At 62.6% G+C, this 11574-nt stretch carries 11 protein-coding genes; 10 read left to right on the top strand and 1 reads right to left on the bottom strand.

What is annotated here, in order from left to right:
• The first annotated feature begins 8 nt into the window (after positions 1-8).
• The 6 genes from BLR25_RS04155 to BLR25_RS04130 all read left to right on the top strand — a co-directional run bounded on the left by BLR25_RS04155 (position 9) and on the right by BLR25_RS04130 (position 6427).
• A complete protein-coding gene (locus tag BLR25_RS04155) occupies positions 9-1505 on the top strand; it encodes a putative bifunctional diguanylate cyclase/phosphodiesterase (protein ID WP_091934078.1) in 1497 nt (498 codons plus the stop codon).
• 34 nt (positions 1506-1539) lie between these two features.
• A complete protein-coding gene (locus tag BLR25_RS04150) occupies positions 1540-2385 on the top strand; it encodes a diguanylate cyclase (protein WP_218122622.1) in 846 nt (281 codons plus the stop codon).
• 498 nt (positions 2386-2883) lie between these two features.
• The gene (locus BLR25_RS04145; RefSeq protein WP_218122621.1) at positions 2884-3864 is read left to right on the top strand and encodes a TRAP transporter substrate-binding protein; all 981 of its coding nucleotides are present in this window, start codon (positions 2884-2886) and stop codon (positions 3862-3864) included.
• Positions 3865-3923: 59 nt separating this feature from the next.
• Entirely contained in the window at positions 3924-4442 is a 519-nt protein-coding gene (locus BLR25_RS04140) for a TRAP transporter small permease (protein ID WP_091934067.1), read from the top strand.
• A 2-nt stretch (positions 4443-4444) separates the two neighbouring features.
• A complete protein-coding gene (locus tag BLR25_RS04135) occupies positions 4445-5728 on the top strand; it encodes a TRAP transporter large permease (RefSeq protein WP_091934064.1) in 1284 nt (427 codons plus the stop codon).
• A 24-nt stretch (positions 5729-5752) separates the two neighbouring features.
• Entirely contained in the window at positions 5753-6427 is a 675-nt protein-coding gene (locus tag BLR25_RS04130; protein ID WP_091934061.1) for a DUF502 domain-containing protein, read from the top strand.
• On the opposite strand, the gene nhaR is transcribed toward BLR25_RS04130, so the two are convergent.
• Entirely contained in the window at positions 6424-7317 is an 894-nt protein-coding gene (gene nhaR / locus BLR25_RS04125) for a transcriptional activator NhaR (protein ID WP_091934058.1), read from the bottom strand. The two genes, BLR25_RS04130 and nhaR, sit on opposite strands and share 4 nt — an antisense overlap.
• Before the next feature lie 113 nt (positions 7318-7430).
• Between nhaR and BLR25_RS04120 the strand changes: the two genes are divergently transcribed.
• The 4 genes from BLR25_RS04120 (at position 7431) to BLR25_RS04105 (ending at position 11550) form a co-directional block, all read left to right on the top strand.
• On the top strand, positions 7431-7769 hold the full coding sequence (locus BLR25_RS04120; RefSeq protein ID WP_143009758.1) for a hypothetical protein: 339 nt from the start codon (positions 7431-7433) through the stop codon (positions 7767-7769).
• A 39-nt stretch (positions 7770-7808) separates the two neighbouring features.
• Positions 7809-9074 carry a putative Na+/H+ antiporter gene (locus BLR25_RS04115; RefSeq protein WP_091934052.1) on the top strand — a complete coding sequence of 422 codons (1266 nt, stop codon included), beginning with the start codon at positions 7809-7811 and terminating at the stop codon, positions 9072-9074.
• 272 nt (positions 9075-9346) lie between these two features.
• Entirely contained in the window at positions 9347-10876 is a 1530-nt protein-coding gene (locus tag BLR25_RS04110) for a BCCT family transporter (protein ID WP_091934048.1), read from the top strand.
• A complete protein-coding gene (locus BLR25_RS04105) occupies positions 10873-11550 on the top strand; it encodes a MarC family protein (protein WP_091934043.1) in 678 nt (225 codons plus the stop codon). Before BLR25_RS04110 ends, BLR25_RS04105 begins: the two co-directional genes overlap by 4 nt.
• Positions 11551-11574: the final 24 nt, after the last annotated feature.

Here is an 11574-nt window from a genome sequence, read left to right as displayed (position 1 = left end):
AAGCCGGAATGATGAAGATGGCATCGATAGTCAAGCATCTGGCGCGTTGGGTCAAGTTTCCCCGGCCGGCGCTGGCTATCCTTGGGGTCCGAAACGATCTGCACGAGGATTTCATGCAAACGGCAATCAGCTCCACAATCAACCCGTCATCACGACACGAAGGCGTGCGGGGGGGCGAGCGCGATGCCATGACCGGCCTGTGGAATCGCAGCGTCATGCAGAAGCTCGCCGAACCCATGGCTCTGCATTCCAGGCTGCATGGCGGTTATCTGGCGGTGGTCTGGCTGGACCTGGATCGCTTTCAACACATCAACCACGCACTCGGCGACGTTGGCGGCGACCACGTCATCAGGATCGTTGCCGAGCGTATCCGTCTTTCCGCGGTGCCGGCGGGCGAGTTGATCCGCGTCGGCAATGACGAGTTCGTGGTGCTGATTCCGGGATGTTCGCACCGCCTGGCGATTCGCTACTGTCGCACCTGGTTGCGCGAAGTCAGGAAGCCCTTGCGCATCGGTGGCGAATCGTTCCGTCTGTCGGCCAGCATTGGTCTGGCGCTCTGGCGTGACGGCGAAAGGATGTCGACGGTGCTGGCGCGCGCCGATCATGCCCGCAGCCTCGCCAAGACAAACGGCGGCGACCGCATTGCTTATGTCGGCGGCCTGGATGACGAGGCGCTTGTCGTCGTCGGCGCGCGTGAACATTTGCGTATCGAAAACGCGCTGCATGACGCGCTCGACGCGGACAGCCTGGAACAGGCTTATCAACCGCTGGTGACAGCGACCGGGGAGATCGAGGCGGTCGAGGCGCTGGTGCGTTGCGGCAGCGATTGGAAATATTCGGTTGCGCCGGCGAGATTGGTGCAGATTGCCGAGGCGTCGGGAAAAATCGTCCAGCTCGGAAAATGGGCGCTCAGGCTGGGCATCCGGCGCGCCGAATGGTTGATGGCGCATGGCCTTCCGACCAAGGTGGCGATCAATGTGTCGGCTGCGCAAATCGGCTCGGCAAGCTTCTCGTCGATGCTGAACAGGATGCTCGATGACAGCGTGCTGCCGCCGGATCTGCTCGAGCTTGAATTGACCGAGTCGACCTTTTTTGGCGCATCGACGATTGTCTGGGAGAACCTCAGGGCGATACGCAAGGCCGGTATTTCATTGGCGATCGATGACTTCGGTACGGGATATTCTTCGCTCGCCAGCCTGCGCGATATCCCGGCGACCAAGATCAAGCTGGATCGCTCGTTTATCGCCCGACTTCCCGGCGACGACCGGACCTATTCAATCGTCACTGCGCTGACACGCCTGGCTCATGAATTGGGCATGCGCGTGGTGGCCGAGGGGATCGAGACCACCGCTCAGGCGGTCGCGATCGTGGCAGCCGGGGTCGATGCGTTCCAGGGATTTCACTACGCACCGCCGATGACGGCCGACGAACTGCTCGCTTGGCTGGCCCGCCGCGTGCCGGCAGCCAACGATCCCCATCGATCCTGGAGACGCCAGGATGACTAGCCTGGATCATCGCCAGAGCCTCTGGAAAAATCCGATGACCGTCTTACCCACGCAGGCGCCGAGTGGATTGGCCTTGTTCACGGCCGTGCTGGCGACGGTGCTGATTGCCGGCATCCACTACGCGACCGGCACCGCCTACGAATTCCATCTGCTGTTTCTGTTGCCGGTCATCGTCGTGACCTGGCGCTATGGCACCGCCATGGGATTGCTTCAGGCCGCTCTATGCACGAGCGTATGGTACGTCTCCGACCGCGTCATGAGTCTCGACCAGGCCTCATCCTTGCAGGCCGCGTCCTTCAACTGGCTGACCCGCACGCTGATCTTTTCCGGGCTGGTGCTCGGCCTGGCCCAGATCCGCAAGTTGCTCATCCAGGAGAGCGAACTGGCGCGCAAGGATCGGCTCACCGGACTGCTCAACCGTCGCGGCTTCTTTGAGGCGACGCAGCGCCTGCTTGCCTATGCCGTTCGCAACCAGGTTCCTGTCGCCGTGATGTTCATGGATGTCGATGGATTCAAGAAGGTCAACGATGTGCTGGGCCATGCCATCGGTGACGAGGTCCTGAGGGCGATTGCGCGGGAACTGGAGGCCAACTCGCGCGCATCCGATGTCATCGGACGCATGGGCGGCGACGAGTTCGTCGCGGTCGTGCTCGATACGACGCCGGAGACCTCGGTCAGTCATGCGCGCGATCTGAGCGAAAGACTGGCCCGCCGCATGAGCGAGCGCGGCTGGGATATCAGCTTCAGTATCGGTATCGCCTATTACAGCCGGCCGGCAACGCAGCTCGACACGATGCTCCAGGTGGCCGATCGCCTGATGTATGAGGTCAAGCGCTCGGGGAAAAATGCCATTCGGATGGAGCGTATCGCGGCCGACTGATGCGAATGAGCGTGTCGGTTATCGTCGGATTCGGCGCCTCCACGACGTGGCGGCCTGTGCCTGTTCCGGTCGTGGCCGGATGGCGCGGGATGTCAAGCGGATGGCGTTCCGGGTCAAGCCGCCGGCGCCTTCGATCCCTACGATAGGGCTGTGCGGCACGGCTTCTTGTTAGCCACGCGGTGCGTCCGTGTCGATAGGCGTGCCCGCTTCTGTTTATGCAATCACTCAACGCGAAAGGAGAACGTCATGTCCAGCAACACCGAGCGTCGCACTGGGCGCGATCGCAGGCTTCACGACTCGATCCGCTCACACGATATGCCGAATGGACGGAGGTGGATCGATCGGCGCCAGCCGGAATCGTCGCAGGAGAAACGGTCGTCAGCGCCGGCCGGGGACGCGTCGGCGTATCGCCCCGCGGTCTTTCGTTCGGCGCGAGCGCCATCGTCGCCCCCGGGCGATCGCCAGGATTAATGCGATCCAAATAACCAAGGAGAAGAGATGAAACATCGAATGTTATGGAAATGTGCCGTGCTGGCGGTTGCCGTGTGCACAGCCGGCGGAGCGCTGGCGCAGAAAGCGACTTTCAAGGCGGCCGACGTGCATCCGAACGGCTATCCGACGGTGGAGGCCGTGAAAAGCCTCGGCACGAAACTCGAGGCCGAAACCAAAGGGCGGTTGAAAGTGCGGATGTACGCGGGCGGCGTGCTCGGTGATGAAAAGTCGACACTCGAACAGACCCAGGCCGGCGCCATCCAGTTCCAGCGGATGTCGCTGGGCGCGCTGGGACCCGTCGTTCCCGAGGTGAACGTCTTCAACATGCCGTTTGTGTTTCGCGACGTGACGCACATGCGCAAGGTTATCGATGGCCCGATCGGCGACGAGATCCTCAAGAAGATCACCGACAGCCAGGCGCGCCTTGTCGCGCTGGCGTTCATGGATTCCGGTTCGCGCAGCGTGTATAGCAACCGCGCGGTGCGGACGCCGGGCGATCTGCGCGGCCTCAAGATCCGCATGATGGGCAATCCGCTGTTCGTCGAAACGATGAACGCGATGGGCGGATCGGGAGTGTCGATGGGCAGCGGCGAGGTGTATTCGGCGATGCAGACCGGCTTGATCGACGGTGCTGAAAACAATGAGCCGACCTATTGGACGCATAACCATTACTCGGTCGTCCGGGTCTATAGCCGCACCGAGCACCTGATCCTGCCGGAAATCCTGGTGTTCTCGAAGGCCGCCTGGAACAAGCTGAGTCCTGACGATCAGCAACGCATCCGGCGCCTGGCGCGCGAGGCGCAGTTCGAGGCGCGCACGCTGTGGGATGAACGCGTGCGCAAGGATACGGAAAGCCTCAAGGCCAAGGGCATCAGCTTTGTCGATGATGTGGACAAGAAGGCTTTCATCGCCGCCACCGAACCGGTGCGCGAGAAGTACGGCCGTCCCTATGCCGATCTCATCCGCCGTATCCAGGACGTCAACTGACGACGTTATCCCATCCACCGCTGGCGGCTTCGGCCGCCAGCCAGACCCGGAGGTAGTCGATGCGTGAAGTCACTGCAAAGCTGCTCGACCGTATTTATCTTTCCTGCATATGGATTTCCGGCGCGTCGCTGGTCGTCATGGCGCTGATCGTGCCCTGGGGCGTGTTCACCCGCCACGTTCTTGACCGGGCGGCCAGCTGGCCGGAGCCGGTGGCAATCATCTGCATGCTCGTGTTCACCTTTCTCGGCGCGGCGGCGAGTTATCGGGCCGGTGCCCACATCGCCGTGACGGCGGTGACCGACCGCGTCCCGGCGTTGCTGCGCAAAATCTTTGGCGTGCTGGTCAATCTGCTCATGCTGGGCGCGGCCGGATTCGTCCTGATCTGGGGGGCGCAGCTGTGCCTGCTGACCTGGAATCAGACCATGCCCGACCTGCCGGCGGTTCGCGTCGGTCTGTCGTATCTGCCGATTCCGCTCGGCGCCTTGTGCACGATCGTGTTTGTCATTGAATGCATCGTGTCGGGGTCGCAGTCGCGGCGTGCCGTGTGCACGATTGATCAGAACGTCGAGGAGTCCTGACCATGGAAGCATTGATTCTACTTGGCAGTCTTGCCGTTTTGCTGGCGATCGGCGTGCCGGTCGCATACTCGCTCTGCATCGCCTCGATGGTCGGCTACTGGGTCATCGACCTGCCGCTCGATGCGCTGATGGTGGCGATCGGATCGGGCGTGAACAAGTTCTCGCTGCTGGCCATTCCATTCTTCGTCCTGGCCGGCGCGATCATGGCCGAGGGCGGCATGGCCCGCCGGCTCGTCGAGTTCGCCAGCGTTCTCGTCGGCTTTATCCGCGGTGGACTTTCGCTCGTCAATATTCTCGCCTCGACCTTCTTCGGCGCCATTTCCGGTTCTTCCGTCGCCGATACGGCTTCGGTCGGCACTGTGCTGATTCCGGAAATGGAGAAGAAGGGCTATCCGCGCGATTTCGCCACGGCCGTGACCGTCAGCGGCTCGGTCCAGGCGGTGTTGATTCCGCCCAGTCACAACGCCGTCATTTACTCGCTTGCCGCCGGCGGCTCGGTGTCGATCGCCAGCCTCTTCCTGGCGGGAATCCTGCCCGGCTTGTTGCTCGGCATGACAGTTGCCGGGCTGTGCCTGTTTTTCGCGTATCGGCGTGGCTATCCGAAAGGCGAGGTCATCCCCATGGCGCAGGCGCGCCGGATCGTCCTCGATGCGCTCTGGGGGCTGATGACGATGGTCATCATTCTCGGCGGCATCATGTCGGGGATCTTCACCGCGACCGAATCGGCCGCGGTCGCCTGTGTCTGGGCCTTCGGCGTGACGATGTTCGTCTATCGCGACTACCGTTGGCGCGATTTGCCAAAGCTCATTCACCGCACGGTCAAGACCGTCACCATCGTCATGATCCTGATCGGGTTCGCCGCCGGCTTCGGGCAGATCATGACCTTCATGCAGCTGCCGGCCGAGATCACCGCGCTATTCACGTCCTTGTCGGACAATCCTTATGTCATTCTGTTGTGCATCAATGTGATGTTGCTGGTGCTCGGAACCTTGATGGACATGGCGCCGCTGATCCTGATCCTGACGCCGATCCTGTTGCCGGTCGTCAGCGCGCTCGGCGTCCATCCGGTGCACTTCGGCATGATCATGATGGTCAATCTCGGCATCGGATTGATCTCGCCGCCGGTCGGATCGGTGCTCTTTGTCGGCAGTGCCGTCGCCAAACTCAGGATCGAAGCGGTGGTGAAGAGCATGCTTCCGTTCTATGTCGGGCTGCTCGGCGTGCTCTTGCTGGTGACCTACGTGCCGGCCATCTCGCTGTTCATTCCGCAGGCGATGGGGTATTGAGCGATCGCACAGTGGAGGTCATGCATGCATGAAACGCCGCGCCATCTGGTGCGCACGATGCTGATCGGCTTGATGACGATCGCCCCCTTGTGGATCACCTGGATGCTCTTCGAGTTCGTCCTGCGGTTGCTGGCCGATTCGGGGCGCCCGCTGCTGCGCGCAGTGGGCGCCATCGCCTCCGCCAGCGCGCTGCCCTTGGCCGGATGGCTGCAGCATCCGTGGGTCGAGACGGTTGTCGCGTTGCTGCTGACGGTCGGTGCGCTCTATGTCGTCGGACTGCTGACGTCGTTCATGACCGGATTGCGCCTGATTGCGGCGCTCGAATCCGTGCTTGCCCGGCTGCCGATTATCCAGACGGTATATTCGGGAACGAAGCGATTCCTGCAGACGCTGAGGACACCGCCGGTACAAGGGCAACGCGTCGTGCTGATCAATTTTCCGTCGCCGCAACTCAAGACGCTGGGTTTCGTCACGAAATTGATGCGCGATGCCGACAGCGGCATCGAGTTGGCGGCGGTCTACGTGCCGACCTCGCCGAATCCGACATCGGGCTATATCGAAATCGTTCCGCTTGCCGAAACGACGCCGATCGACTGGTCGGTCGAGGAGGCGCTGGCGTTTGTCATGACCGGGGGCGCCAACGCGCCGGAACAGCTGAACTACGGCCGGGCGCCGCGTCAGGAGGAGCGCCTGGCCTAGGCCGGTTCGAGACTGTCGCGGGCGGCCGCGGTGATGGCGGCGACGCAAGGGTGGCGCGTCTTGCGCTCGACGGACAGCGCATAGTAATCGACGTACACACCGTCGGCCTGGCCGAGGACGACGAGTGGCCCGTCGGCGGTGAATTCGTCGACAAGCGTTGCCGGGGCGGGGAAGGCACCGATTTTTTCGCGTCCGAATGCCGCCATCAGCGCCATGTCGTCGAAAATTCCGGCGGTATAAAGGCGAAGATTCCGGCGCTTGACCCAGCGGTCGATGGCGTTGCGCAAGGCCGAATCCTCTCCGGGGAACAAGAGCGGAATGTCCTGCAGTCGTTCGGGAAAATCGCCCGAGCCGCGTTTGGCGAGTTCGGGGTGGGCGAGAAAAACGACGGCCGATCGTCCCAGTCGCTGGGCATAGGGCTTCGCATCCACCGCCGCATGCGTCGGTGCATCGGAGATCACCAGGTCGAGGCGATGCTGACCGAGTTCGTTGAGCAGGCGGTCGAGCCGCCATTCCCGACAGACGATCCTGACCTCCTTGTCGAGGCTGATCGCCGGACGCAGCAGGCGATAGGCGACCGACTTCGGCAGGGCGTCCGAGACGCCGACGCGGAATTCGACCGGACGCCCGCGCGGATAGCCGCGGATCACCTGCTCGAGTTCGGCGCCCAGCGAAAACATTTCGTCGGCATATTCACGGGCGACGTCGCCGGCCTCGGTGAGTTCGAGCCGTCGGCCGCGCTGGCGAAAGAGCGGGGTGCCGAGACTTTCCTCGAGCAGCTTGATCTGGCCGCTCAGGGTTTGCGGCGAGATGTGGATGGCTTCGCTTGCCCGCAGGATGCCGCCGTGCCTGGCGACGTTCCAGAAATAGAACAGATGCTTGTAGTTCATGGCTAACTATCCGAAAAAACGGTATGGAATATGAATTAAATACGAATATACCGTAGAGATACCGCGCCGTATAGTGTCGCCTGTTGCAGCGATAAAACCACAGGAGGTATGCCTTGAACATTTCCGTGAAAGCCCAGGGGAGCGCGTTGGCTTCGCGTTGCCGGCGCTTTGCCGTGCAGGCGACGCTGGTGCAGGTCGGGCAGTTTTCGCGCGCGGTCGAGCACGTCCGTGTACAGCTGGACGACCTGAGTCAATCGAGTCGCAGCGGCGTCAGCCAGCTGTGCCGGATCGTCCTGCATTTTCGCGATCACTCCTTTGTCGTCGTCGAAGGCGTCGGCGAAAGCATGAATACGGCGATCGAGCGGGCGACGCTGCGAATTTCCGAGCGTCTGCGCCTCCATCCGCTGCTCCTCGTTTCCGCCGACACGGCGATGACGGCGGGGTCTGCCTGACGCGAGCTTATCCATCCATCCTGTTACCAGTGAGACACCATGAATCCGAATGCCACCGAGTTGATTGCGCTGACCTTGTTTGTCATCGCGGTGACGCACACCTTTTCGACCAAGTACTTCGAGCACCGTGCCCGCCTGTCGGCGGACCACCAGGGCTTCTGGCACCTGCTTGGCGAGGTCGAGGTGGTATTCGGTCTCTGGGCGTTCGTGTTGTTCGCCCTGCTGGCGCTGGCCGGCGATCTGTCTTCGGCGATCGCCTATATCGATAGCCGGAATTTCACCGAGCCGCTCTTCGTCTTCGCGATCATGGCGGTCGCCGCGACGCGGCCGATTCTCGAATCGACCTCGGCGATCATCCTGCGCATCGGCAAGGCGCTGAGTGCGACGACGATGCTCGGCACCTATGCCGCGACGCTGTGCCTCATTCCCCTGTTGGGATCGTTCATTACCGAGCCGGCGGCGATGACGCTGGCGGCCATCATCATCGGCCAGCAGTTTTTCGCCCGTGGCGTTTCGCTGCGTTTCAAATACGCGACGCTGGCTGTGCTCTTCGTCAACGTGTCGGTCGGCGGCACGCTGACCAATTTCGCCGCGCCGCCGGTCCTGATGGTTTCGTCGACCTGGGGCTGGGACACGCTGTTCATGTTGCAGCACTTTGGCTGGAAGGCCATGGTGGTCGTCTGCGTCAATACCTTGGGCGCGGCCTGGCTGTTCCGGCGGGAACTGAAGCGATTGCCGCCGGAGGAGGGGGCGTCCGCCGCCGCGCGCCCGGCGATTCCCTTGCCGATGGTCCTGCTGCATCTGGGCTTTCTCGGCGGGATCGTGGCGTTTGCGCATCACCCGCCGATCTTTCTCGGCATCCTGCTGTTCTTTCTCGGCGTTGCCCATGCCTATCCGCGCTATCAACAGCGCCTGATCCTGAAAGAGGCGCTGCTCGTCGGCTTCTTTCTCGGCGGCCTCGTGGTCTTGGGCGGACTTCAGGAGTGGTGGCTGAAACCGCTGCTGATGCGCCTCGATTCAAACAGCGTTTTCGTCGGCGCGCTCGGCCTGACGGCCTTCACCGACAATGCCGCGCTGACCTATCTCGGCTCGCTGGTCGACGGTCTTTCGTCCGACTTCCAGTACGCGCTGGTGGCCGGTGCGGTGGCCGGGGGCGGGCTGACGATCATCGCCAACGCGCCCAATCCCGCTGGCATCAGCATCCTGCGTCGCCATTTCGACAAGCAGTCGATCAGTCCGTCTCGCTTGTTCGTTGCTGCGCTCGCGCCGACCTGGGTGGCCGGCATGGCGTTCTGGTGGCTGTGAGGCCGGCGCGTCGAAAAATTGTTTTTGTCATGGGGCTTCGTTGTTCGAAGCGTGTTCAACAATGGCTGCAGGATCTGTGGGAGCGGCTTGCGCAAACACTACGCGCAGATGAGCTTGCCTCCCCGGATGCCGCGGCATCCCGCCGATCGTTCGCTCAGTTCGAGCGTCCCGCCTATCAGCGGCGGTCGGCAAGAATCTGCCGGGTCGGAAAGCGTATGACGTCCGTTGTGTCGCGCTGACATCGAATCGACCGGGCCTTGAGGAGGAATGCCATGAAACTTGTTGTTTCGGCGCTTGCAATCGCCGTGCTCGTGCTTTGGGGTGTGGTCTTTCCCGCCAGTCTGGGGCAGGTCTTCGACCAGGCCCTGCTGTCGGTGACGCGCAATTTCGGCTGGTTCTATCTTTGGGAAGTGCTGGCCCTCGTCATGCTCGCGCTTTTTCTTGCGGTAAGCCGCTACGGCGATCTGCGCCTGGGCGGCGACGACGAGGAACCGGAGTTTTCGAGCGGTGCCTGGTTTTCGATGCTGTTTGCCGCGGGCATGGGCATCGGTCTTGTATTCTGGGGGGTGGCGGAGCCGCTTTCGCATTATGCCAGCGCGCCACCGGGCACCGTGGCGCTGACCCCCGACGCGGCCAACACCGGTATGAAATACAGCTTTTTCCACTGGGGCTTCCATCCCTGGGCGGTCTATAGCATCGTCGGCCTGGCCATCGCCTATTTCCGTTTCCGGCGCGGCGCGGCGGGCCTCGTCAGCGCCGTCACGTCCAGCCTCCCGTGGTTGCCGGTCAGGAAGCTGTCCGGCGTCTTCGATGTCGTCGCGATCATTGCGACGGCGTTTGGCGTCGCGGCCTCTCTGGGGATCGGTGCGGCCCAGATCAATCGCGGCTTGAACGCTGTCTTCGGCATTCCCAATTCGACGCTGGCCGAGATCACGATCATCGTCATCGCGTCGGGACTGTTCATGTTGTCGGCCGCGACCGGCGTCAATCGCGGCATCAAGTGGTTGTCATCGTTCAACCTGATGCTTGCCGCCGGCCTGGCGGCCCTCGTCTTCTTCCTCGGGCCGACCATCGCCATCGTCAATACCCTGACGACGACGCTGGGCGCCTACATCAGCGATCTTGTGCGCATGAGCTTGCGCATGACGCCGTTCCGCGAGAGCGCCTGGGTGGGTAACTGGACGGTCTTTTACTGGGCCTGGTGGATTTCGTGGTCGCCTTTTGTCGGCTTGTTCATCGCCCGCATTTCACGCGGGCGCACCGTGCGCGAATTCATTGTCGGGACGGTGCTGGCGCCGTGCGTCGCCGCTTTCGTCTGGTTTTCCGTGTTCGGCGGGACGGCGCTGTACATGGAAATCTGGCAGGGCGTGCCGATCGCCGAGGCCGTCCGCGCCGACGTCGCCACCGCCTTGTTCGCGCTCTTCGATGCCCTGCCGCTGGGGACCGTGATGTCGGTCATGGCGACCTTGCTGGTCCTGCTGTTCTTCGTCACCTCCGGCGACTCGGCGACCTTGGTGCTCGGCATGATGAGTTCCGGCGGTTCGGAAAATCCGAGCACCCGGACCAAGCTCGTCTGGGGGCTGCTGATCACCGGAATCGCCATCAGCCTGTTGCTGGCCGGCGGTATCAAGGCCATGCAGACTGCCACCATCGTTTTTGCCCTGCCGTTTGCCTTCGTCATTCCGCTCATGGCGGTGGCGCTGATCCGCGCCATTCGGGCCGACTGGTTCGAACGACAGCACGCAGAACGCGCGATGCGTCGCCGCCTGCTCGAGATGGTCGGGGCGCCGGGAAATCGATGAGCATTGAGCTGCTGGCACAAGGGCTGGGCAAGAGCTTTCTGCTGGTGCTGGCAGCGCTGATGCCGATTCTCAATCCGGCCGCTTCGGCACCGGTGTTCCTCGGGCTGACCGAGGGCGCCGCGCCGCGCGTGCGGCGGCATCTGGCGCGGCTGATCGCGCGCAATGTCGTCATGCTGATGATGGGGGCGATGCTGATTGGGTCCTATGTCCTCGACTTTTTCAACCTGTCGCTCCCGATCGTGCGCGTCGGTGGCGGCATCGTCCTGATCGCCAATGCCTGGCGCATGCTCAACGCGGTTGGGCCGGGGCAGGACAAAGCGCCGAGTTTCAGCCCGACTTCATTGCACGTCATACGCCAGCTGGCCTTCTATCCACTGACCTTTCCCGTGACCTGCGGGCCGGCGTCGATTTCCATCGGAATCACGGTCGGCGTCGCGATGAACTCACAGAATCTCTATCTGACGGTCGCCAACACCATCGGCGGAGCGATCGCCGTATGCGTGATCGGTATCACGACCTACTACGCCTTTGCCTACGCCTCGCGGCTGCTCGTTTTTCTCGGCGAGACCGGCACGGCGGTGTTCCTCAGGCTCTCGGCCTTCATCCTGCTGTGCATCGGCATCGAAATATTCTGGCAGGGGGCCGGTGCGCTTGTGCGGGGATTGGGTTCCTGAGCACGCCGGCGCGATGACGGCGTC

Origin of the sequence: Propionivibrio dicarboxylicus (assembly GCF_900099695.1) — a bacterium.
GTDB lineage: Bacteria > Pseudomonadota > Gammaproteobacteria > Burkholderiales > Rhodocyclaceae > Propionivibrio > Propionivibrio dicarboxylicus.
The sequence above is the reverse complement of the archived record's forward strand: the minus strand, read 5'-3'. Positions and strand labels throughout refer to the sequence as shown.

Coding starts and splice junctions, on each gene's coding strand:
- BLR25_RS04155 (WP_091934078.1), top strand. CDS start 9: ATGATGAAGATGGCATCGATAGTCAAGCATCTGGCGCGTTGGGTCAAG.
- BLR25_RS04150 (WP_218122622.1), top strand. CDS start 1,540: ATGACCGTCTTACCCACGCAGGCGCCGAGTGGATTGGCCTTGTTCACG.
- BLR25_RS04145 (WP_218122621.1), top strand. CDS start 2,884: ATGAAACATCGAATGTTATGGAAATGTGCCGTGCTGGCGGTTGCCGTG.
- BLR25_RS04140 (WP_091934067.1), top strand. CDS start 3,924: ATGCGTGAAGTCACTGCAAAGCTGCTCGACCGTATTTATCTTTCCTGC.
- BLR25_RS04135 (WP_091934064.1), top strand. CDS start 4,445: ATGGAAGCATTGATTCTACTTGGCAGTCTTGCCGTTTTGCTGGCGATC.
- BLR25_RS04130 (WP_091934061.1), top strand. CDS start 5,753: ATGCATGAAACGCCGCGCCATCTGGTGCGCACGATGCTGATCGGCTTG.
- nhaR (WP_091934058.1), bottom strand. CDS start 7,317: ATGAACTACAAGCATCTGTTCTATTTCTGGAACGTCGCCAGGCACGGC.
- BLR25_RS04115 (WP_091934052.1), top strand. CDS start 7,809: ATGAATCCGAATGCCACCGAGTTGATTGCGCTGACCTTGTTTGTCATC.
- BLR25_RS04110 (WP_091934048.1), top strand. CDS start 9,347: ATGAAACTTGTTGTTTCGGCGCTTGCAATCGCCGTGCTCGTGCTTTGG.
- BLR25_RS04105 (WP_091934043.1), top strand. CDS start 10,873: ATGAGCATTGAGCTGCTGGCACAAGGGCTGGGCAAGAGCTTTCTGCTG.